This is a genomic window from Polaribacter sp. IC066 (assembly GCF_007997085.1).
Taxonomy (GTDB): Bacteria; Bacteroidota; Bacteroidia; order Flavobacteriales; family Flavobacteriaceae; genus Polaribacter.
In genome coordinates, this window is record NZ_VORR01000043.1 from 12,583 (window position 1) to 36,569 (window position 23,987).

A 23,987-nucleotide genomic window follows, 5' to 3' on the forward strand; every position below is an offset into this window, starting at 1 on the left:
TTTCAATAAATTCAGCGATTATGAATTCATTTTTAACTCCTTTTAAAGAATCATTCCTTTTCAAAATAATACTAGCAATTGTACTCTTCTTCTATAGCTTGATCACTTCTGCACAGATTGCCGAAAATTCAGCCATATTTAAAATTCTAAAATCTAAAGACAGCATTATTTTTGAAAGAGCATTTAATAAGTGTGAACTTAAAAAACTAGAACCCATCATTGCGCAAAATTTTGAATTTTACCATGATCTTGCTGGCATTCAGAATAGAGAAACGTTTATAAATGCCATCAAAAATAATATTTGTAAAGCCCCAGCAACATTTACAAGAAAACTTGTAAAAAATTCTTTAGAAGTCTTTGAACTAAAAAATAACGGCAAACTTTATGGAGCGATACAAAGAGGACAGCATGATTTTTATAACACAGAAAATAAGAACACAAAAAAAACAGGAACAGCAAAATTTACACATCTCTGGATTTTAGAAGATCATACTTGGAAATTGAAAAGAGTTTTAAGTTTCGATCATAAAGAGGCTACAGAATAAAAAATTATGAGAAAGCTAACTTCTCATATAAGTACTAATACTTGGTTTTATTAGTTTACTTGGTAAGACGTCGTTTTGTAAAAAACGGCGCTTACTTTTTTTATGGAATTCGTTTCAGTGCTTTTAAAAATCGCCTACAAATTTTACCAAAACATGTTAGTTCTGCAATTATTTTTATCTAACAAAAAAGGATAAAAAGAATTTAAATTGCTAAAAATTCGATTAAACTAATGGTCTTATACAGGATTGTTTGCGAAAAGTATCTAAATTCTTTGCTATTTTCTACTCTAAAACCTTAAAATCATTAAATTTGTTCAATTAGCTTTAGCAAAGCAGAAAATAATTTTACAAGCAATCTTAACAATAATCACTAAAAACCATGGACAGTAAATTTAATATTTCAGTACTCATTGATGGCGACAATGCCCAACCTAAATTAATCAAAGAAATTATAGAAGAAGTTTCTAAATATGGCAAAGCAACGATAAGGAGAATCTACGGAGATTGGACTTCACAGCAAATGAATAGCTGGAAAGCGATTATCAATCAACACTCTATTACTCCTATTCAGAAATTTTCTTACACCACGGGTAAAAACTCTACAGATGGTGCCCTCATTATTGATGCTATGGATATTTTACACGGAAAAAATACAGAAGGTTTTTGCATTGTTTCTAGTGATAGCGATTATACGGGGCTTGCCAAACGAATTAGAGAAGAAGGTTTATTTGTAATGGGTATTGGAGAAAAGAAAACACCCACCGCTTTTGTAAAATCTTGTGAAGTTTTTACGTTTACTGAAAACTTAAAAAATGAAGAAAGCGAAGAGACTACTGAAACCCTTGAGGCTCTTGAAAGTGAAGAAAACGATACTAAAACAACAAAATTTAAGAAACCTACCACAACTAAAAAGCCTAAAACTACTGCCAAAAACATAATCTTGCTAAAAGAAGATTGGACAACAGTGCTAAAAGCTTTTGATATTTCTATTAACGAAGAAGATAAAGCGCACATTTCTGCATTAGGTTTAAATATTAGAAAAATTGATCCTAGTTTTGATCCTAGAAGTTACGGATTTAAAAGTCTGACAAAACTTTTTGATCATATCGATAAATTTGAGGTGATTAAGAATGAAGTTGGTGGTTTAAATCATCCTTTGGTACGAATGAAATAAACAATCTTACAACAGTCTTATCAAACTAGTAAAAAAGAAGATTCTTTTTATATTTCTTTACAGAAGTGTTATCTTTACCTATAGATTTGGCTAGCTACTGAAACAAGTTATAGCGATTAGGCAGGTTCTGTATAAAGCTTAAATTAGTCGGCTAAAAAAGCAGGTTCAGTTTACAATTTTGAAGGCACAGCTTCGTTGCTTTTCAAAATTAAGTTTCACTAAAACATACCACAATAAATCGCAAAATATACTAGAACTTTTATTTAAATATTGTACAACTTTCACGAATTTATTGTACAATATATGTAAATTAGTTCCGTATGAAATACACAAAAGATACCAAACTAAATACTATTTGTATCTTAACAAATAGAACACTTAACCCTTTGTGATGATTATACGCCATAAAACAACGGGTTTTTGCTATTCTCTTTTAAGTAAGAGAATCTTGAGGCAGCGCTATAGAAAAGACCTCACAGGTTTTAAAAACCTGTGAGGTCTGCAAAACTATCCTTTGGTAAACCCACTTAAAATAATGAATCTCGCAAATTTTTTAAATAACATCTTGTTTATTTGAAAATAATTTTAAGATGATAAACAAAAATTTTGTCCCTTTTATTTACATCTATTTATCAGTTAGTTACATATCAGTCTTGGTTCTTGTTTCTAAAAGCGGTCTTGTCTCTTTTATCGGACAACAACAAAACAAAATAGACAATTTTAGTGTAAATTAGGTTTGTTTTTTAGTTAGTTAGACTTAAATCTTGGTTCTTGGGTCTAAAAACGTAGCAATCTTTAGTCTTTTATCAAACAAGAATAATTTTTATACATGTTTTGAGATATTTACATTAAGATTTCGCCATGCGGCGGGATTAGTTCAACTTACAATTTTGAAGGCACAGCTTTGCTGTTTTTCAAAATTGAGTTGCACTAAATTAAAAATCCAAAATAACCAAAACAGCATCTTAAAGTTTAGTAAATTTGATTTTTTAGTAATCTAGAAAAAGCGCTGTAAAAATAAACATCAACGAATGTTGTTTATTTGGCTTAAAAAAAAACAATACTTGCTTTTTTCTAACAGTTTTAATACAAGAAGACCCATACATAGCATGACCATAATTCATCCTTTAGATCCTTTTATATATACTCTTTTCCCTGATATAGAAAAGAACGAAACGAGTCTTAAAAAAGCACTCATCGAATTCTATTCGGTTGGCGCTATACTACCTGTGGTAGCTTTTAATACTGATTTTGTGACCATCACCTTAAATACGGTGCAGATTGCCACAGAAAACAAAAAGTTCGAAAAATTAATTGCACTTTGCGAAACAGCAAACTTTGAAGAAGCCAACCAATTGGCAAAAAACCTCCTCAAAACAAATCCTAACAATTCTGAATACCACAGAATTCAAGGTCAAATTTATGCTGAATTAAACCAACAAGAAGAGGCTATCAATTCTTTAATTGATGCGTTGCGATGGAACCCAAAAAATGAATGGGCTTTGCTAATGATGGGAAATATCATTGCAAAATATCGAAATGATATTCCGACTGCCATGAAATATTACGACCAAGTATTACTGCTAAAACCCAATGATTGTATTACCCTGAATAATATTGGCGCTAACTTAATGCAATTGGGCAAAAAAGAAGAAGCCTTGCTGTATTTTAACAACGCATTAACGGCAAACAGTGCGTATCCTGATACCTATTACCATCTTGCCCTTGTTGCAAATACAGACAAAGACTACAAAAAAGCGTTTGACTTTTCTTTAATGGCATTAGCACAAACAAACAAACAAACAAACAAACAAACAAACAAACAAACAAACAAACAAACAAACAAACAAACAAACAAACAAACAAACAACTTTATGCAAGCGCTTTACAGCTAGCGTTAACAACGGCTAATAGCTTACAAGAAACAGTAGCTACAACTACCATTATTACCGAATACATTGCAAAACTTGCCTACCTCTCTGAAAAAGAGATAAAAATTGAAGTTGATAATTCCATATCAACCGTTGCTAAAATAGAATTTGCCGAAAACTACAAGCGTCCTTTTCATTTAGTAAAACACAAAGCTACTGCCAAAGGTGTCGCACATTTAATACTGCACGAATTAACCCATCTAGAATTTGTTCTTGATGCCAGAGCAAAAGGTTTAAACGAGCTTTTTGTAAGTGATACCGGTAACCAAAACAACTTTAAGCTTGCTTTAGAAAAAGACGTTTTACAACTCCAAAAAAAAGGCGTTTCAGAAACCAATAGCAACAACTACTTTACAGCATTATTTAAAGGGTTAAATAGTCAGATTTTTAACACACCGATCGATTTATTTATAGAAGATAGTATTTTTGCTACTTGGCAAGAAATGAGACCTATTCAGTTTCTATCGCTATTTGCGCTTTTAGAAGAAGGCATAGAAGCCACTACGCACAAAGATATTGTTGCCAACACACCCAAAACCATACTTTCTACCTCTAAAATTTACAACCTCATTAATGCCCTGCATTTTAAAAACTTATTTCATGTAGATGTCATCGATCAGTTTAACCCCACAACATTAGAACTTAAGCAAGCCAACGAACTCTATACCGAATTTCAGGAATATCGACAAGACAAAGCGCCTGCCGAAGAATATGAGTTGGTAAAACATTGGGGCGAAGATTTACACCTCGAGGCGTATTATGATTTGATACCAGAGGCTGATCATCGTAAAAAGACAATCGATTCGGTACTCGCAGCCATTGAAAAGGACCCTTTAGGTGTAAACGCAATCGATGCTTCTAAAGATCGTAAAATGAAGAAATTCTTGGAGGCAAACGCTACCAAAGATTTTAATATGGCGGTTGCCATGTATATGAGCGATGCAATCAATTATTTTAAACAAGTACCACTCGTAGAAGTGAAAAAAATTGCCTTTGAAATTGCCACTATTGGCACACAAGGCATCAACCCACAAAAAGAAAACTATGCAATTCCTTCTATTGCACATAGTAGTTTTTCGGGGTATAAAACACTTGCCTATTATTATGTGAGTTGGGCAATAGCAATGCCCGATGCGCTGCAGCAACTGCAATTGCCTTTTGAGAAAGAATATAAATTAGCTACTAAATTTTTAAAGGGTTAGAGTGATGAGAGAGAAAGTAAAATACGAAAAAATTAACAAATAGCTATGCAACAAAATTTTAAAGAACACTTAATTGCTATCTTATTAAAAGATGATCGATTAAAAGACGAACAAGGCGAACTAAAAGGTAATTTAGTAAAAGAATTTGCAAATACTTTAGATGAAAACCTAATAACAATCTTATTAGAGGATGAAAAAACAAGAACACAGTTTTTCTTAAAAATAAAAGACGTATTTGTTTTTAAAACTAATGAATTTAAGTTTTTTTTAGACGAAAACAGCATAGACAATTCTTACACGCAATACAGCAACCAAATAGGCTTATCTGCTGGTGGTAAGTTTTTAAAAGACACTACAGATGTAGTACTTAATTTTCCTTTTAAAGATTGTGTGCTGGAAGGTGGGCAAAGTACAGAAGATGGTTTAGATACTTATTTTGAGTATGACGATACGCAAGAAGATTATATAGAAAAACAAAGCAAACGAAAAGAAATATTTTTTAATGAAGTATTAGCCAAAGACGAAATAGACAGGCTATTAGAACCAAAAGCATTTACCAACATTACAAAGTACGATAGCAAAGGAGAAAGCAAACCAACACAATTTAACCGCAACGCAAAAGGTACTATTACAGACAACCTTATTATAAAAGGAAACAACCTTTTAGCCTTACACTCTCTTAAACAAGAGTTTAAAGGTAAAGTGAAACTAATTTATATTGACCCACCTTACAATACAGAAAATGATAGTTTTAAATATAATGACAATTTTTATCATTCATCTTGGCTAACCTTTATGCGTAACAGAATTATTATTGCAAAAGAATTATTAAATAAAGATGGGGTTTTGTTTGTAAGTTTAGATGATAAGGAGGCTCATTATTTTAAAGTGTTGTGTGATGAAGTATTTGAAAGAAAAAATTTCATAGCAGATATTTGCCATAAAGCACGTGCATCTGTTTCAAATGATAAAATTATTTCTCCAAACCATAATCATTTATTCTTGTAAGCAAAAAATGAAAGAGCAGTATTTGCTAAAAAAGAACAGTTTGGTATAAAAAATTCTTTAGAAGGATTTAAACTAAATGACAAAAATGGTGATTATAAATTAGTTCCAGTTGATGGACCTGGAGGCGCATCAAAAGGTAATCCTTATTATACTTTTGAAGGGATTAAAGGTTATTGGCGTTTCTCTAAAGAAAGAATGAGAGAAATGTTTGATGAAGGTTTAGTTGTTAAAACAGAGAATAATCTTCAACAAAAATATTATAAATCTAAAGCGGCATCAAAGAAAAAGACAATTACAACTTGGTGGGATAAAGGTTTTTTAACCTCAAGCGCCACTACTCAATTAAAAAAGTTGATGGGTGATAAAGTTTTTAATAATCCAAAAAACGTAAACTTTTTGAGGCGTATTATTGAACTTTGGACAACAGAAAATGATATTGTTTTAGATTTTTTTGGTGGAAGCGGCACGACTGCTCAAGGTGTTTTAGAACTGAATAAAGAGGATGGTTTAAATCGAAAATTTATACTTTGTGAACAACTTGATTATGTAAATGCTGTTACTGTTAAAAGAATTAATAGAGTGATAGAACAATTAAAATCTAATAGTTCATTTACTTATTTAGAATTAGCCAAAAACAACCAAACTGCCAAAGAAGAAATACTAAACTGTAAGAATTTAGAAGAGTTGCTAAAGTTTTTTGAGACAATGTACACCAAGTACTTTTTACATTACAATGTGCGTATCAAACAGTTTAAAGAAGTAATAAGCCAAGAAGAAAACTTTAAAAATTTAGCATTAGAGAGGCAAAAGGAAATTTTCTCTAAAATGCTTGACCTAAACCAACTGTATGTAAACCTAAGCGAAATAGAAGATAGCAGATATAAGTTAGATGCAAAAGACATTGCTTTAAGTAAAGATTTTTATCAAGTAAAAAATTAAGATTATGGCAGCTACTGAATTTTTATACGAGCAACTTTCAGATAAAATGCGTGAATACCGTTTGCATTATTCTGAAGTGCCTAACTATATTACCGAAAACATTAAGTATAACTTGTTCGATTGGCAAAAAAAAGCTCTAGAGTACTTTTTAGACTACCAGCAAGTAAAAATCAAAGAAAACCCTAATGATGCCACACACCTATTATTTAATATGGCTACTGGTACAGGTAAAACTTTAGTAATGGCAAGTTTAATACTCTACTATTACAAACAAGGCTATAAGCACTTTCTGTTTTTTGTAAACCAAAATAACATTGTAGGTAAAACAGAAAATAATCTGTTAGACCCTACACATAACAAATATTTATTTAAAGACCCAATTGTAATAGATGATAAAACAATAAACATACATAAAGTAGAAACTTTTTCTGATACTACAGATGATATTGAAATCATTTTTACCTCTATTCACAAACTACACAATGCCGTATATCAAGTAAAAGAAAATGCCATTTTTTTAGACGATTTGCAAAACAGAAATATAGTAATGTTAGCAGATGAAGCACATCATTTAAATTCAGATACCAAAACTAAAGTTGGTGAACAATCAGAATTAAAAATAATTGCCGAACTTAAAAGTGGTGCAAATGCCAAAGAAGTAGAAAAAAGTTGGGAGCATACAGTAACCAATCTCATATTACAAAAAGGCAAAAAAAATAGTACTGAATTAAATAGAAACGTATTATTAGAATTTACAGCAACCGTACCTACCAATGCCAATGTAGTAAAAAAATACATAGACAAAATAGTGTACAAGTTTGAATTAAAAGACTTTTTAAAAGCAGGTTATACCAAAGAAATTAATTTAGTATCCTCTTCTTTCGATAAAAAACAAAGAGTACTACAAGCCTTATTATTTAATTGGTATCGTTACAAAATGGGTATCAAACACAATATCCCACATTTTAAACCTGTTATGCTTTTCCGTAGCAAATTTGTAGATGCAAAGCAAGAAGAAAATGTAGGGGCAGATTATGAACTATTTAGAAATGTAGTCGACAATTTAGAAGCAAAAGATTTCTCTTTTTTAAAAACCATAACCATTGAACCAGGAAATGAATTATATAAAAAAGGGCAAAGTAGAATTGTAGATATAGCCAATTTTCTAACGAATCAAAACATCCATTATAGGGAAATAATAACCTATTTGCAAGATGCCTTTAAAGACAATAATTGCATTATTACCCACTCTAAAGAAAAAACAGCGTCAGGTAGAAGAGGCGAAGATAAAACCACACCAGAGCAAGACCAACTCTTAAATAGTTTAGAAGATAAAACAAATAAAATAACAGCCATTTTTACTTGTATGCGTCTTACAGAAGGTTGGGATGTATTGAACCTTTATGATATTGTACGCATGTATTCGGGTCAAAATACAGGAGGTACTAACAAAAAGAAAGCAGGTAAATCTACCGTATCAGAAGTGCAATTAATAGGTAGAGGTGTTAGATACTATCCTTTCAATTTTGAAGATAACATTAGTAATAAAAGAAAATTTGACAAAGAGTTAAATCACGAATTAAGAGTATTAGAAGAGTTTTATTTTCATAGTGATAATGATGAGAAATACATTAGTGAATTAAAATTAGAGTTAAAACGTCAAGATCTTTTGCAAGAAACAGACAAGCAATTAAAAATGTTTGACATAAAGCAAGAAATTAAAGAAGATAAAAATTCTTTTTATCACAAACTTAAAATCTATAAAAACGAGTTTAAAGACAATCCTAATAAACGTAAACGAACATTAGAAGAGTTAAAAACAGATTGGAAGTTTGAAGAAAAAATTGAAACCATTGCAGTACGAGAAACAAATATTAAATTAGAAGAAAAGGAGGATATTACTCGTTATGCAACAGGCAATAATAAAGATGGTAGGACAATACCTCTATTATTAAACCATTTTCCAAAAAACATAGTTTATAAAGCATTACATATTCAGTCTAAAAAAGACCAATCGATATTAAGGTTTAACAATTTAAAAGATGAATTAGCAATAACTTCTATTGATGAATTGTTTGAAGATAAATACATTGGTAACTTTAGTCTTTCGATAACTATTTATGATTTTAAAGAGGAGTTTGATAAATGTAAAACAGTTGATGAAAGAATAGCAACTTATTTCAAAGTAGTATCTCCAAAAGACAACTTATCTATTTTATCTAAGTTCTTTGTAAAATTAGTTACTGAATTAAAACGCATTTCTAAACCAAAAATTGGTACAGACTTTAATGCAGTTCCCTTTAAAAACTATTTTAAAGAACCCAAACAAATTTCAGTACAAGAAGATGCAGAAAGTTATAATCTAGAAAAAGAATTAGTACAAAAAGATTGGTATGTATTAGATGCTTTTTATGGTACATCAGAAGAAAAAAGTTTAATTCGTTTTCTAAAAGATAAGATGGATAACTTTAAAGACCAATATGAAGAAGTTTATTTATTAAGAAATGAAGAGGTTTATAAAATATACAACTTTGATGATGGTGCAGGCTTTATGCCAGATTTCTTATTATTCTTAAAAACAAAAAAGAAAAACTTACACTATCAAGTATTCATAGAACCTAAAGGTGGTCATTTATTAGAAAAAGATAAATGGAAAGATAATTTCTTAAAAGAAGTATCAGAAAAGTACGACACTAAAACCATATTAAAGGCAGAAGATAAAAGCTATCGTTTAGTTGGTTTACCGCTTTACAATGAGATTAAGACTTCTGAAAATACATTTAAACAAATAGTTATAGAGAGGTTAAGCGTCCAAATATAGAATAAAAAGCTAAAAACCGTTTTTAACGAGTGCCACCAAGTATACCCAAAACATGAACGGCACTCGTTACAAACGATCATTAGCGAAAGCTAACTTTTTATCATAGTACTGCAATTCATTAGCATACACAGAAGGTTCAAGAACCACATTGTAAAAAAGACCAAACGTGGTGAACCTAACATTAACAATTGTGCGTACAAAGCACTCTTATTAGAATATCTAAAAGAAGATAAAGACGAAGAAGCTTTTGCGCTGCTCATTACCAATTTATGTCATACCAATACCGTATTGCACGATATTTTTGGGAGAATAGACGATTATACCGAAATTTTATTCCCGCAAAATAGCTTAAAAATAGACGGTCTTTTAGATCTAATCAATAGCGATGCGATTAACCAAACCGATTTTAAAGAAGTAGAACTTATTGGTTGGTTATAACAATTTTATATTTCTGATAAAAAAGACGAAGTCTTTAAAGGGTTTAAAAAGAATATTAAAGCAAGAGCCGAAGACATTTCTGCAGCTACCCAGATCTTTACACCCAAATGGATTGTAAAATATAAGGTAGAAAACACCGTAGGTAAAATCTATTTGGATTATGAACCAGATTCTGATTTACGAGACCAAATGAAGTATCTTGTAGAAAATGAATCTGACAATGTCATTGCGAGTGAGCCTGTGCTGAGCGCAAGCGAAGCAAAGCAATCTCAAACTAATAATGCACCATTAATAATTAATAATTTGAGCGAGTTAACGCTCATTGACCCAGCATCGGGTTCTGGACATATTTTAGTAACAGGTTTTGACCTCTATATGAAAATGTACCGTGAAGAGGGGTACACTGCAACACAAGCTGTACAAAACATACTGCAAAACAATTTGTATGGTTTAGACATAGACGATCGTGCCATGCAATTAGCACGTTTTGCGGTTTTACTAAAAGCAGCACAGTATGATGCTGCTATTTTAGAAGAACCAATAATGCCAAACATTTACAGTTTTCCAGAAGATACTTTGGGCAACTGGTTTACACACATCTATTACAGCAAAGGCCAAAGTAATTGGTACAACTTATTAGGCATGCAATTGGCAGAACCAATAACTATAGAGTGGAGCGACACCAAAAAGAATAAAACCAAAACCCATAAAATTACCTATAAAAAAGGTGATGTTTTAAATGAGGCAATATTAGATCTTATACAATTACATTCTGATGAAGCCATCGCTGTAGATAGTTCACAAGAGCTAGAACTATTTTGGGGAGACAAAGAAAAACCCTGGGATTATTGCTAGTTCTTTTACGCGATTAAGTTATTACGTAAAGAAAAAAATTTAGGTTCTGCTGTAAAGATAAATGTAAGTGCTGCTATTTACTTGCATATAAACGAGACCTATCACAATTGGTTATTAAAAAAACAAACTGCGCAACTCAATATTGAAGAAACTAGCATTTTTAATTTGCTAAAACCTTTTTTAGAGGTGTTTTTGGTGTTAGCTAAGCAATATAAAGCGGTGGTGGCAAACCCGCCATATATGGATCAAAAAAGTATGAATACCGGGCTAAAGGCTTATGTAAATAAAGAATACCCAGAAACTAAAAGCGATTTAATGACCATTTTTATAGAGGTCATACCAAATTTAACAGCAGATGATTCTCGGTTTGCATTCATAAATTTACCGTCTTGGTTGTTTTTATCTTCTTTTGAAAAAATTATATAAACCAATTTACCTTTGACAGTTTACTGCATATGGGACGTAATATTTTTGGTATCGACTTTGGTTCTGTTGCATTTGCGATAAAAAAAATAGCAAGTAACAATGCTATTGGTAGTTATTTTAGGTTGCATGAGCGTAATTTTCAACATATTTTATATGAAGATATTGAAAAGCTCTTTTTATTTAGTAATGGCAAAATAGATTACAAATACAATTTTAATAAATATAGAGGAGATGAAGGTATAACTGAAGAAGGCACAGAAATTGGGCAAAAATTATTTTATCCTAATATGCCACAAACTAATTTTGTTAAAATCCCTGGGAGTCCAATTTTTTATTGGGTGAGTATGCATACAATAGAAACCTTTCAAGGAACAGTTTTAAATGAAATAGCTAAAGCTAAGGCTGGTCTACAAACTGGTAAAAATGCTTTATTTGTAAGAGATTGGTCTGAAGTTGATTTTCGAAAAACAAGTATAAAATCTTCTGAACTTTCAGATAAATGGTTTCCATATTGTAAAGGAGGAGGTAATAATAAATGGTATGGTCTTAATTCTTTTTTAGTTGATTGGGAAGATAATGGAAAAAGAATACATGAATACAATAACATCCCTTTGAATTATAGTGGTGCGCCTGTAAGAGCTAAACAATTTTATTTTAAAGAAGGATTGTCATACAGTCTAATCAATTCAACAGGTAATTTTTGTGCACGATATATTAAAGGTGGAGGGATTTTTGATAATGGAGGGCCTACATTTTTAGTGATGATATAGATGTATTTCAATTGTCAGGTTTGTTAAATTCAAAATTATCTACATTTTATTTAAGAACTCTTAATCCTACTTTGAATTACCAAGTAGGTGACTTATATCGTATTCCTATTTCACGAGCTTTTCAATTCGATAATGTTAGTGTTAAGCAGTTCGCTCATGATTGTACTGATATTTCTAAAAAAGATTGGGATTCTAGAGAACCCTCTTGGGATTTTAAACAAACACCATTAGTAAATGCCTCAAATACTCTAAATGTGTCTTATCAAAATTGGCAAGACAATGTTACCAAAGACTTTTTCCAATTGCATGCTAATGAAGAAGAACTCAACCGTATTTTTATAAACATTTATGGTTTACAAGACGAGTTAACACCAACGGTAGCTTTAAAAGATATTACCATTTTACAAGAAGAACTTAGTAAAAAAGATTTAGAAGCTTTAGAGGTAGACTTTAGAGAACAAGGTGCAGCTGCCATTGCTTTACCAATTAACAAAGCAGAAGTATTAAGCCAGTTTGTAAGTTACGCTATGGGTGTTTTTATGGGTCGTTTCCGTTTAGATAAACCTGGTTTGAACATTGCACACCCAAACCCAACAGACAAAGAATTATCATGCTATACCGTCATTACGAGGAACGAAGCAATCTCAAGAACGATATCGATTGACGACGATGGCATCGTCCCACTAATGGGAGACAACTGCGCTTTCCCAGACGATGCTTTAACACGCACCAAAGAAGTATTATTAAACATTTGGGGAGAAGACGCCTTAACAGAAAACGTTAACTTTCTACAAGACGCTTTAGGTACAGACTTGCATAAATGGCTCACAGAAAAATTCTGGAAGTACCATACCAGCATGTACAAAAAGAAACCTATTTATTGGTTGTTTAGTAGCAATGTAAAAAAGCCACAACAAGCAGCCTTTAAGGTATTGGTATATATGCACCGTATGGATAAATACACGGTACAACAAATACAACGTAACTATTTATATCCGCACCAAGAATACATTAAAGGCGAAAAGAAAAAATTAGAAGAAGAGGAAAATAGCTTAGACAAAGAACAACAAAGACATTTAGAAGTATTACGTGATTGGGAATTAGAATGTCGAGATTATAACGAGGTTTTAAAAATCCTAGCCAACCAGCAAATAGAAATAGATCTAGACGATGGTGTAGCGTTAAACTATGCGAAATTTGAAGGTGCGGTTGCTAATATATAACGTCATTGCATCACGACCGTCATTGTGAGGAGCTTTTTGGGACGTGGCAATCTCATAATGCGAGCAAAACCCAACATTAAACCTAGTTTAAATCATTAACGCTGGGAATTACCAACATTAAAATAAAATACGATTCAATTAAAATGATTATATTTGTTAGGAAATACTAGCATAAACAGTATAAAACAAAGGTAATGATGGGAAATACTAGCATAGATTGGGTGCAAATGACAGATTTTGCTATTATAAAGCAAATAGGTAGCTACATAAAGCAAACAAGATTAGGTCTTAATAAAACCCAACAACAAGTTGCTGAAGACTCAGGATTAAACCGTTGGACCATAAGTCAAATTGAAAACGGAGAGTCTGTTACATTAACAAGTTTAATACAAGTATTAAGAGCTTTAAATGCTTTACATCTATTAGATAATTTTACTGTAACAGCACAAATTAGTCCACTTGCTTATGCCAAATTAAAAAAAGAACAACGCGAACGCGCTAGTAGTAAAACAACTAAAGTAACAAAAAAAGAAGATGATTTAGGATGGTAGATGCAGCAGAAATAAAACTTTGGGGAGAAATGTTAGGTGCTGTTTGTTGGGATGCACAAAACCAATTGGCAAGTTTTGAATATAGTCCAACCTTTCTTAAAAAACAATGGGACATCTCGCCTATTAAAATGCCAATAGTAGAAGCGTCACGTATTTTTTCGTTCCCGGAACTGCGAAAAGGTAAAAATGAGAGTGTAGACACCTTTAAAGGATTGCCTGGTTTGTTAGCAGATGCTTTACCAGATCGGTACGGAAATCAGCTAATTAATTTATGGTTGGCAAGAAATGGTCGTCCTGCAGATAGTATGAATCCGGTAGAACAACTTTGTTTTATCGGCACGCGAGCTATGGGAGCTTTAGAATTTGAGCCTGCACAAATTGCACCACAAAATAGCTTTGATATTCAAATTAATAGTTTGGTAGAAGCAGCACATAAAATGCTATCCAAAAAAGAAAAATTAGATACGAATCTAAACGATGATGAAGAAAAGTCGCTCATGGAAGTGCTAAAGATAGGAACATCGGCTGGTGGTGCACGCCCAAAAGCGGTAATTGCTTATAATGAAAAAACAGGCGCTGTAAAATCTGGTCAAACTAGAGTGCCAGAAGGTTTTGAACATTGGTTATTGAAATTAGATGGTGTGAGTGATGCACAATTTGGAGAAACTCACGGTTGGGGTCGTGTAGAATACGCCTATTATTTGATGGCTAAAGACGCTGGAATTACCATGATGGATTGTAAGTTGTTAGAAGAAAACGGTAGAGCACATTTTATGACCAAGCGTTTTGATCGCGATGGCAACACAAAACATCATATTCAAACCTGGTGTGGGATACAACATTACGATTATAATAATTTACAAGGCTATAGTTATGAGCAACTATTTCAAACCATGCGTGTATTGCGTTTACCATATCCAGAAGCAGAAGAAATGTTTAGACGTATGGTGTTCAATGTATTGGCAACCAACTACGACGATCATACAAAGAACTTTTCATTTCGATTAAAACAAGGGAAATCATGGGAATTATCACCTGCCTACGATGTATGTTATTCTTACGATCCTACTACTATTTGGGTAAATCAACATACTTTGAGTATTAATGGAAAGCATAAACAAATAACCCAAGTAGACTTAATGACCATTGCAAAGGTAAATAACATTAAAAAAGGGGCAGTTATTATTCAAGAGATGAGTTTGGTAGTTGCCAATTGGCAGCACTATGCTAAAAGTGCTAACGTAAAAGAGCAATTAACACAAACAATAGCAGAAACGCATTTAAAAATGCACTAGAAAAGCCCAATGATAGAGAAAATTAAAGACCTTTTAAAACAGTATAACCGTAGCATCATCTTTTATTTTGATACGGATGAATCGTTTAAAGAAGCGTTAGAAGCGATTGCTTTAGAAGGGCTTAAAGTAGTTACCGTAAAAGATAATTATTTTGAAAGAAAAATATAAAATAGCGTTTGAGTGGAGGAAAGAACAATTGTTTTTATACCATCCATTTGAAAAACCACAAGGTAATGCACTTTAAAAATATCCCGTTACTTGGCTTATTAAAAGCGAACCCTGAGTTACGTTTAGATGCAGCATCAGAGTTTTTAGCCGAATATAAGCTAACGGAGAATCATTTGGCTATCGTTAAGCGATATATAGAAATTCTTAAAACAAAAACAGCACAAAAAAAATTAATAAAAATTTTAGATTCCACTATTTTTACAGCTGATAATTTAAAGTTGGGGTTAATTTCTATAACACTTGATTTTCATTCGGTAGCAAACAGAAATAGCTGCATGGTAAAACTACTAGCTATAGCATTAGATGAAGCTAAAATAAATAAGACAATTCAGAATTTAAGGGAATTAGAATTGGATGAAGTGCTGTTAAATTGGTTTAATAATTTATTAGACACCAAGTTTAAAGAACTCAACTACGAAACGATAACGAGTATCTCTAGTAAACTAAAATACAATGTTTTAACAACTTATATTAGTAAGACAGCATCTGTAGATTCGTACGCTAAACTAAAATTAGAACGCACGGCTGATATCAATAAAGTGCATTCATTTTTTAATGATTGGCAAAAACATGCCAACTTAAAAGAGGCAATAGAGAAAGTCTTTACATTATTAGCTTATGAAATTAAAACATCAAATTTAGTTTCCTGGTATGGAAGCGAACAAGAATTTGGCTATTATTCAGAAGACATGTTAGAAACGATTATAAATGGTTTTTACGATACTGTTTTTAGTGATTTTCTTAAAACTAAAGATGAAACTATAAAGTGGAAACGCTTTGCCAATTTAGAGGGCCGTTTAAAAAATCAGATATTATTTCTATATCATGTAGCTTCTTTTCTTTCCGTTTTAAGTAAGTATAGCTCATTTAAATTTAACACACCAGATGAGTATATAAACGCTTATACAAATGAATTATACAAAGTAGATCTTCACTATAGAAAAGCCATTTTAGCATTCGATAAAGTAAGAGATCATCTGTATGAATTTGAAAGTAAAGCGATGCCTATCTTTAATGATTTCAATCAAAAATACGATCGTTTTTTAATAGAGATCAATAAAGAATGGCAAAATGTATTTATTGGGGCAACATTGTGCCATAGATGACGAAGCAATTATTAAAACAGGCCTTGATACTGTTAAAAAAGTAATACAAAATAACTATGTGCATAGATCGGATGCCGAAGTTGTAAAAGCCAAAATAAGAAATTTAGGAAGCTATAAAATTATTGACAAAATTAATGTAACTTTAAATGATACGAAAGCGAATATTAATGAAGCTGACTTTGCGAATCTAGGAATTAGTAAAGTGCCAATACCGGATCAAATGGTTACGGACAATCCAAAACTGTTAAGTGGTGGCGGTGTCTGGTGTATTTTAACGATGGGTTATTCGCATGCTGATGATGTTGACATGCGATGGCTTGTCGTAGATTTAAAACCGATTCAAGTAGCAAATATAAACTTGAGTGAATACATTAATTTAAGAAAAGAATTTACTACTGATGAATGGCTTGATTTAATGATGCACAGTATTGGATTGAATCCTGAACATTTTAATAAAAGAGATAAATTAATTCAGTTATCTCGCCTAATTCCGCATGTAGAAAATAACTATAATTTTATTGAATTAGGCCCTAAAGGTACTGGGAAATCTCATGTATTTTCTGAATTATCACCACATGGTGTTTTAGTATCTGGTGGTGATGTTTCAAAGGCACGTTTATTTGTGAATAATTCTGGTAAAGGAGCTATTGGTCTAGTTGGTTTTTGGGACGTAATCGCTTTAGATGAGTTTGAACAAGAAAAAGGTAGTAAACGTACCGATGGTGATTTGGTAAAGATCATGCAGAACTACATGGCAAATCAAAGTTTTAATAGAGGTAAACAAACCTATCAAGCAACTGCATCTTTGGCTTTTGTGGGGAATACAAAGCACAATGTGCCTTATATGCTAAAAAATTCACATTTATTTGAGTCTATTCCTGAAGGATATATTAAAGGAGCTTTTTTAGATAGAATGCATATGTACATTCCGGGTTGGGAAGTAAGTATTTTAAAAAGTGCTGTGTTCTCAACAGAATACGGATTTATTGTAGATTATTTAGCCGAAATTCTTAAAGAATTGAGGAAATCTGACTTTTCAAATTTATTAGATGATGTAGTTCGTTTAGATGGTTCGTTAACAACAAGAGATAAAACAGCCATTAGAAAATCATTTTCTGGTTTAGTTAAATTAGTCTATCCAGATCAAAAAGCAAGCAATATAGAGATATTAGAGCTTTTAGATTTCTGTGTAGAAGGAAGAAAAAGGGTGAAAGATCAGCTATATATTATTGATGAAACTTTTAGAGGAGAACCTGTAGATTTTAAATATACCATTGTATCATCTGGAAAAGAAGTTGCACCTGAAACGCTAGAAAACCTAAATTATACTGCGGCTTTAGCTGTGCAGGAAGAGTCTGAAGAGGAGATGATTGCAGTAAAAGTGAAGCAACCTAAACTAGAACTAAAACCTCATCAAATTATTTTAAAAGACAATCAAACAGGGGTTTCTTATAAAAAACTATTCGCTGACTATTTGAAAGGAGCTAATACTATAACCCTACAAGATCCTTATATTAGAATGCCATACCAGTTTAAGAATCTTTTGGAATTTTGCATACTATTAGGCAATAATAAAAGTCCAGAGCAAGAGGTAAATCTCGAAGTTATATCATGGAATAACGAGGAATATATGCAGGAATCTACTGGCTATTTTGAAGAGTTAGTAACCAGTGTTTTAGATTTAGGTATCCATGTAACGTATAAACTTGAGCAACATCACGATCGTTTTATTGCTGCAGACAATGGTTGGAAAATTACGTTAGGGAGAGGTTTAGATATCTTTGAAAAAACAGAAGGCAGATTTAATGTGGCAGATATGGATCAGACTAAAAGGAAATGTAAATCTTGTGAGTTGACATATTTGAAGTTTTAGGGTTTCGATACAAGTAAAGAGGTTTTGAGTTAGGGATATTAGAATAAATTTGATAATAATTAAGAAATATAAAATTTTATAAATAGAACAATTAGATACGTTTTCGGATTTTATAGACTATACCGAAACGATTAAGATAAATAATGATGCATCTATTTATACTCCTAATTTTTACAAAAAAAAAGAAGCAGATATTTATTTCTGATTCAAATACTCTTCTATATCTGCAATATGATATTGCAAAGCTTGCACAGAAATTTGTATTTCTTTAATCAACAAAGCCAACGAAATAATTAGTAAAATGAGCGCAATGCCAAAAACCCAAATGGCAATAAGCTGAAAATCGATGTAAATTAAAAACATAGTGAGCACACAAAACAACAAACTTGTAATGCCAAAAATCTGCATCCACCTTGTTAAGTTTAAACGGATTTTTAAGTTCTTAATTTGTCTTAACAAAGAATCATCATGTTTCTCTAAATATTTGTCATGTAGACTTCTAATGACAGCAGCGTACGCTAAAAATCGATTTGTATAGGCTAACATAATCAATGAAATTGCAGAAAATAATAATGCAGGCGTGTTTAATGTAAGTTCTTCCATAAAGTGCAAAAATAAAGTTATTTTTTGTATTAACAATTTCAAGATAGCACTATCTAAAAAGTATGAGAACTTTAAAATAAAAACCTCGCTAAAGAATCAAACAAGTTCTGCACATAGAAAAAGTTTTGATTGCCTGTTTTACGGTACTCCTATTCGATAAATAGTTAGCCAGTTTTAAAAATTAAGCTTTCAGGCTATAAATGATAGCAATAACATCGCAAAGAATAGCATCAACAGGAATACTTTCCGAATCCTTTTCTTTATTTTTGAAGGATGAAAAAAGTAGCTTTTTTATGCGCGTTCCTTTTTAGCCATTGTTTTTTTAGTCAGGAAATGCCCAATGGCTTTGTATATGTATCAGATATAGACAGCACAATTACCTCTGAATTGCGGTATTTGGGCAGTCGTAATTTTATAGGAAAACCCATTGATGGTTATAAAAACAACTGTGTTATTATGAGCAAGCAGGCAGCAAAAAATTTAAAGCAAGCACAAACAATGCTTTTAAAAAAAGGATTTAGTTTAAAGATTTTTGATGCGTATAGACCCCAAAAAGCAGTAGATCATTTTGTAAGATGGGCAACCGTTTTAAATGATACCTTGATGAAAAAAGAATATTACCCTAGTGTTGCTAAAAGTGCTTTATTTAAGCGGGGGTATATTGCCTCAAAATCTGGACATACTAGAGGCAGCACGTTAGATGTAACGCTTATCAATTTAAAAACTGGTAAAGAAGTTGATATGGGCAGTCCGTACGATTTTTTCGGAGTTCAATCGCATCCTTTTTATTCGAAAATAACAGACCAACAAAAAGAAAACAGAATGCTTTTACGCACTATTATGCAACAACATAACTTTAAACCTTATAAAAACGAATGGTGGCATTTTACGCTTAAAGAAGAACCTTATCCAAAAACATATTTTAATTTTAATGTAAATTAATAAGTTTTAACAATTTGTAAAGCACATCATTTAAAATCGGCATTATATTTGTACTAAACTTGATACATACTAGCAAGAAAAACATGAAAACAATTTTTAAATTGATCGGTCTCTTTTGTTGTTTATTAGCTTCTACCAATGCACTTGCGCAATTAGATACCAATAAAGGAACGAAAGAAAAAGAAAAGGGAAAAGCAAAAGTTATGCTCTTAAACAATGCTAAAGAAGTAAATAAACCTACCTCGATCTCTTTAGATGGAATTAATGGTTTTAAACAAGCCTTTGATTTAGAGAACGAGAAGTTAAAAAAGCAGCAAAAAGAAGACAATTTAAATAACAAAGGAATTTTAACGCAAGCTAAATTAAATGAGCAGCGTTTTTTAAAGTCTTTCCAAAAAATTAACGGTCAATATATGATTCCGAAAATAGACCAAGATTTAGGGAGTTTTAGAACCGATTCTAAAAGTATCAATATTATTTGTAGAGATTATCAATATCCAGATGGCGATCGTGTAACGATTTATGTGAACGATATTCCGGTAATTTACAACATCACTTTACAAGAAAGTTATCAAAAATTTAACATCCCTTTAGAAATAGGCCTAAATAAAATTGTCATCGAAGCCTTAAACCAAGGCACTTCTGGGCCAAACACAGCAGCCTTTAAAGTATTTAATGACACAGGTGCTCTAATTTCTTCTAATGAATGGAATTTAGCAACAGGTGCAAAGGCTACGCTACTCATTGCAAAAGACAAATAAACAGACAACTCAATCGTTTGCGCTAAATTCGCAAAACCTTGTTTTTTTATTCTATTTAAAACCTTTATTTTTGTAGTCAGATATATGTTATAAAAATATTTTTATACAACAAACAACAATAGTTAAGAATGAAAGAAATCACCAAACAAACCTATTTAGATTGGTACAAAAACATGCTTTTTTGGCGTAAGTTCGAAGATAAATTAGCATCTGTTTATATTCAACAAAAAGTGAGAGGCTTTTTACATTTATATAACGGTCAAGAAGCTATTTTAGCGGGTGCATTGCATGCAATGGATTTATCGAAAGATAAAATGATTACTGCCTACAGAAACCACGTGCAACCCATTGGTATGGGAGAAGACCCCAAGAAAGTAATGGCTGAATTGTATGGAAAAGTAACCGGAACCTCTAAAGGGATGGGTGGTTCTATGCATATTTTTTCTAAAGAATTTCGTTTTTATGGTGGTCATGGTATTGTTGGTGGTCAAATACCTTTAGGTGCAGGGCTTGCTTTTGCAGACAAATATAAAGGGAGTGATGCCGTTACCTTAACCTGTTTTGGTGATGGTGCTGCAAGACAAGGTTCTTTACACGAAGCTTTTAACATGGCGATGTTATGGAAATTACCCGTTATTTTTATTGTTGAAAACAATGGATATGCAATGGGTACATCTGTAGGTAGAACTGCAAACCATACCGATATTTGGAAACTTGGTTTAGGCTATGAAATGCCTTGTGGACCTGTAGATGCTATGAATCCTATTAAAGTGGCCGAAGCTGTAGACGAAGCGATACAAAGAGCAAGACGCGGCGATGGACCTACTTTTTTAGAAATGAAAACATACAGATATAGAGGGCACTCCATGTCTGATGCGCAGCATTATAGAACAAAAGACGAGGTTGAAGAATACAAAAAAGTAGATCCTATTACCCAAGTTTTAGATGTAATTAAGGAAAAAGAATACGCAACAGATGAAGAAATTGACGTTATAAAGAAAGAGGTAAAAAGAATGGTGAGTGAATGTGAAAAGTTCGCAGAAGACTCTCCATACCCAGAACCTCAACAATTATACGACATGGTTTATGAACAAGAAGATTATCCTTTTATAAGTTAAAATATGGCTACAGTTATAAATATGCCCAGATTAAGCGACACCATGGAAGAAGGTGTTGTGGCAAAATGGTTAAAGAGTGTTGGAGATAAAATTGAGGAGGGCGATATTTTAGCGGAAATCGAAACGGATAAAGCAACGATGGAGTTTGAATCTTTTCATGAAGGAACTCTATTGTATATAGGTATTCAAGAAGGTGAAACTTCTCCTGTGGATGTTCTTTTAGCCATTGTTGGTGAAGAAGATGAAGACATCTCTGCGCTTATTAGTGGAAAGTCAGGAGCAGATAAAAAAGAAACCGAAGAAGCGGAAACAGAAGAAGAAAAAACTACTTCTGAAACTTCTGATTCTGGTGAAATTAAAATACCTGAAGGAGTACAGGTAGTTACAATGCCACGTTTAAGCGATACTATGACAGATGGTACCGTTGCTGCTTGGTTAAAGAAAGTTGGTGACAAAGTAGAAGAAGGTGATATTTTAGCAGAAATAGAAACAGACAAAGCCACCATGGAGTTTGAATGTTTCTACGAAGGAACTATCTTACACATTGGTGTTCAAGAGGGTGAAACTGCACCTGTAGATAGCTTATTAACAATTATTGGGCCTAAAGGAACTGATGTTTCTGCAATAGTGGCTAATGGTGGCGTTACTGCAAGTGAATCTTCTGATGAAACTACAGATACTGCAAAGAAAGAAGAGAAAAAAGAAGAACCGAAAGAAGAAAAAGTTGCTGAAGAAACAAATGCAACAGCTACAACAACCACTACTTCTGGCGGACGCATTTTTGCATCTCCGTTAGCAAAGAAAATAGCTGCTGATAAAGGTTTTAATTTAGGAGATATTGCTGGTTCTGGTGAAAACGGAAGAATTATTAAAAAAGACGTAGAAAACTACACGCCTGCTGCCAAACCAGTAGAAGTTGCTCAAGAAACGAAAGCTGCTCCTGCTGCTGCTCCAGCCATGAGTTTTGTGGCTACTGGTGAGGAGAAGTCTGAAGAAGTTAAAAATTCGCAAATGCGCAAAGCAATTGCAAAATCTTTGGGGAATTCTAAATTTTCAGCTCCAGATTTCAGTTTAAATATTGAAGTTGATATGGATAGCGCAATGGCTTCTAGAAAAACCATTAATGCAATTCCTGATGTAAAAGTATCGTTTAATGATATGGTTGTAAAAGCCTGTGCAATGGCGTTACAAAAACATCCGCAAGTAAATACTTCTTGGACAGATACTGCTACTATTTACCACAGCCATATTCACGTAGGTGTCGCTGTTGCTGTAGATGATGGTTTATTAGTACCTGTTGTAAAACACACCAACCAGATGAGTTTAACTCAAATTGGTGCCACTGTGAGAGATTTAGCTGGTAAAGCCAGACATAAGAAAATTTCTCCGGCAGAAATGCAAGGAAGTACGTTTACGGTTTCTAATTTAGGAATGTTTGGTATCGATAATTTTACATCCATTATCAATCAACCTAATTCTGCAATTTTATCTGTAGGTGCAATTGTTGAAAAGCCTGTTGTTAGAAACGGACAGATAGTTGTTGGAAACACCATGAAATTGACTTTAACCTGTGATCATAGAACGGTTGATGGCGCAGTTGGTGCTCAATTTTTACAAACTTTAAAAACTTTTATAGAAAACCCTGTGACCATGTTGGCATAAGTTTTCTTTAAAATATTTTATATATTTAAAAATCCTAAACTTTATTGTTTAGGATTTTTTTTTATTCAATCACATCATAATTTTCAAAAAAGCGCGCTCATACCAAAGAATAGCAATTTCAAACTGTTGCCCCCACTTACTTCTTGCGTGTCGTTTAACAAAAATAATTTTCAATCTTAATGTTTTTTTTATTGTTGTCCGATAAAAGAAACAAGAGCGCTTCGCTTTTAGAGCCAACGTGGCGGCAAACAAAAAACCAAGACTATAACAAACTTAAAATCAACCAAAAAAAAAGATTTTTAATTTCAAAATTAATTCTAAAAACAAGGCCTAATTTTAAAAAACAAGAGTAATCCTTTTATTCTAAAATACTTTATGAGCTTACACTACAGGGCAGAATCATACTTTTTTTGTGTTTAAATTATTTATTTAATTGATTTACAGTTGTTTAAGTTGTTAATTATTCGTATATTATGCTGATAATCAATAATTTAACTAAATGGAATCATCGAGTAA

General features: G+C 32.3%; 22 protein-coding genes. 21 read left to right on the top strand and 1 reads right to left on the bottom strand.

Annotated elements, in window-relative coordinates; all coding sequences use genetic code 11:
• Positions 1 to 20: 20 nt before the first annotated feature.
• From ES044_RS13675 to brxL, 17 genes are all read left to right on the top strand, one after another.
• Positions 21 to 545 carry a nuclear transport factor 2 family protein gene (locus ES044_RS13675; RefSeq protein ID WP_147119899.1) on the top strand — a complete coding sequence of 175 codons (525 nt, stop codon included), beginning with the start codon at positions 21 to 23 and terminating at the stop codon, positions 543 to 545.
• 379 nt (positions 546 to 924) lie between these two features.
• Positions 925 to 1,719, top strand: coding sequence for an NYN domain-containing protein (locus ES044_RS13680; RefSeq protein ID WP_147119900.1), 795 nt, complete (start codon positions 925 to 927; stop codon positions 1,717 to 1,719).
• 1,064 nt (positions 1,720 to 2,783) lie between these two features.
• On the top strand, positions 2,784 to 3,614 hold the full coding sequence (locus ES044_RS13690; protein WP_223813562.1) for a tetratricopeptide repeat protein: 831 nt from the start codon (positions 2,784 to 2,786) through the stop codon (positions 3,612 to 3,614).
• Positions 3,615 to 4,093: 479 nt separating this feature from the next.
• Positions 4,094 to 4,852, top strand: a complete 759-nt coding sequence (locus ES044_RS18990; protein WP_223813563.1) for a hypothetical protein — start codon at positions 4,094 to 4,096, stop codon at positions 4,850 to 4,852.
• Positions 4,853 to 4,897: 45 nt separating this feature from the next.
• The gene (locus tag ES044_RS13700) at positions 4,898 to 5,860 is read left to right on the top strand and encodes a site-specific DNA-methyltransferase (RefSeq protein ID WP_147119902.1); all 963 of its coding nucleotides are present in this window, start codon (positions 4,898 to 4,900) and stop codon (positions 5,858 to 5,860) included.
• A 195-nt stretch (positions 5,861 to 6,055) separates the two neighbouring features.
• Positions 6,056 to 6,799 carry a DNA methyltransferase gene (locus ES044_RS13705; RefSeq protein WP_147119903.1) on the top strand — a complete coding sequence of 248 codons (744 nt, stop codon included), beginning with the start codon at positions 6,056 to 6,058 and terminating at the stop codon, positions 6,797 to 6,799.
• 4 nt (positions 6,800 to 6,803) lie between these two features.
• On the top strand, positions 6,804 to 9,620 hold the full coding sequence (locus ES044_RS13710) for a DEAD/DEAH box helicase family protein (RefSeq protein ID WP_147119904.1): 2,817 nt from the start codon (positions 6,804 to 6,806) through the stop codon (positions 9,618 to 9,620).
• A gap of 288 nt (positions 9,621 to 9,908) precedes the next feature.
• Positions 9,909 to 10,058: a hypothetical protein gene (locus ES044_RS18600; RefSeq protein WP_189663299.1), complete on the top strand. Its 150-nt coding sequence runs from the start codon at positions 9,909 to 9,911 to the stop codon at positions 10,056 to 10,058.
• A 153-nt stretch (positions 10,059 to 10,211) separates the two neighbouring features.
• On the top strand, positions 10,212 to 10,913 hold the full coding sequence (locus ES044_RS13715; RefSeq protein WP_147119905.1) for a DNA methyltransferase: 702 nt from the start codon (positions 10,212 to 10,214) through the stop codon (positions 10,911 to 10,913).
• 81 nt (positions 10,914 to 10,994) lie between these two features.
• Positions 10,995 to 11,339, top strand: a complete 345-nt coding sequence (locus ES044_RS19535) for an Eco57I restriction-modification methylase domain-containing protein (RefSeq protein WP_410524693.1) — start codon at positions 10,995 to 10,997, stop codon at positions 11,337 to 11,339.
• 29 nt (positions 11,340 to 11,368) lie between these two features.
• Complete coding sequence (locus ES044_RS13725; protein ID WP_147119907.1) at positions 11,369 to 12,109, top strand: hypothetical protein; 741 nt, start codon at positions 11,369 to 11,371, stop codon at positions 12,107 to 12,109.
• A gap of 71 nt (positions 12,110 to 12,180) precedes the next feature.
• Complete coding sequence (locus tag ES044_RS13730; protein WP_147119908.1) at positions 12,181 to 13,332, top strand: hypothetical protein; 1,152 nt, start codon at positions 12,181 to 12,183, stop codon at positions 13,330 to 13,332.
• A 194-nt stretch (positions 13,333 to 13,526) separates the two neighbouring features.
• Positions 13,527 to 13,883 (top strand): helix-turn-helix domain-containing protein, encoded by a 357-nt coding sequence (locus ES044_RS13735; RefSeq protein WP_147119909.1) that lies wholly within the window; start codon positions 13,527 to 13,529, stop codon positions 13,881 to 13,883.
• Positions 13,877 to 15,178: a type II toxin-antitoxin system HipA family toxin gene (locus ES044_RS13740; protein ID WP_147119910.1), complete on the top strand. Its 1,302-nt coding sequence runs from the start codon at positions 13,877 to 13,879 to the stop codon at positions 15,176 to 15,178. Before ES044_RS13735 ends, ES044_RS13740 begins: the two co-directional genes overlap by 7 nt.
• 9 nt (positions 15,179 to 15,187) lie before the next feature.
• Complete coding sequence (locus tag ES044_RS18605) at positions 15,188 to 15,346, top strand: hypothetical protein (protein WP_189663300.1); 159 nt, start codon at positions 15,188 to 15,190, stop codon at positions 15,344 to 15,346.
• 65 nt (positions 15,347 to 15,411) lie between these two features.
• Entirely contained in the window at positions 15,412 to 16,512 is a 1,101-nt protein-coding gene (locus ES044_RS13745; protein ID WP_147119911.1) for a hypothetical protein, read from the top strand.
• Entirely contained in the window at positions 16,478 to 18,385 is a 1,908-nt protein-coding gene (gene brxL, locus ES044_RS13750; protein ID WP_147119912.1) for a BREX system Lon protease-like protein BrxL, read from the top strand. Before ES044_RS13745 ends, brxL begins: the two co-directional genes overlap by 35 nt.
• Before the next feature lie 195 nt (positions 18,386 to 18,580).
• Here the strand turns inward: brxL and ES044_RS13755 are convergent, their stop codons facing one another.
• The gene (locus ES044_RS13755; protein ID WP_147119913.1) at positions 18,581 to 18,988 is read right to left on the bottom strand and encodes a DUF2721 domain-containing protein; all 408 of its coding nucleotides are present in this window, start codon (positions 18,986 to 18,988) and stop codon (positions 18,581 to 18,583) included.
• A gap of 273 nt (positions 18,989 to 19,261) precedes the next feature.
• Here ES044_RS13755 and ES044_RS13760 point away from each other — a divergent pair, with 273 nt between their 5' ends.
• The 4 genes from ES044_RS13760 (at position 19,262) to ES044_RS13775 (ending at position 23,471) form a co-directional block, all read left to right on the top strand.
• On the top strand, positions 19,262 to 19,930 hold the full coding sequence (locus ES044_RS13760) for a M15 family metallopeptidase (RefSeq protein WP_147119914.1): 669 nt from the start codon (positions 19,262 to 19,264) through the stop codon (positions 19,928 to 19,930).
• Positions 19,931 to 20,013: 83 nt separating this feature from the next.
• Positions 20,014 to 20,691 (top strand): hypothetical protein, encoded by a 678-nt coding sequence (locus ES044_RS13765; RefSeq protein WP_147119915.1) that lies wholly within the window; start codon positions 20,014 to 20,016, stop codon positions 20,689 to 20,691.
• A 128-nt stretch (positions 20,692 to 20,819) separates the two neighbouring features.
• Entirely contained in the window at positions 20,820 to 21,809 is a 990-nt protein-coding gene (gene pdhA, locus ES044_RS13770) for a pyruvate dehydrogenase (acetyl-transferring) E1 component subunit alpha (protein WP_147119916.1), read from the top strand.
• 3 nt (positions 21,810 to 21,812) lie between these two features.
• The gene (locus tag ES044_RS13775; RefSeq protein WP_147119917.1) at positions 21,813 to 23,471 is read left to right on the top strand and encodes a pyruvate dehydrogenase complex dihydrolipoamide acetyltransferase; all 1,659 of its coding nucleotides are present in this window, start codon (positions 21,813 to 21,815) and stop codon (positions 23,469 to 23,471) included.
• Positions 23,472 to 23,987: the final 516 nt, after the last annotated feature.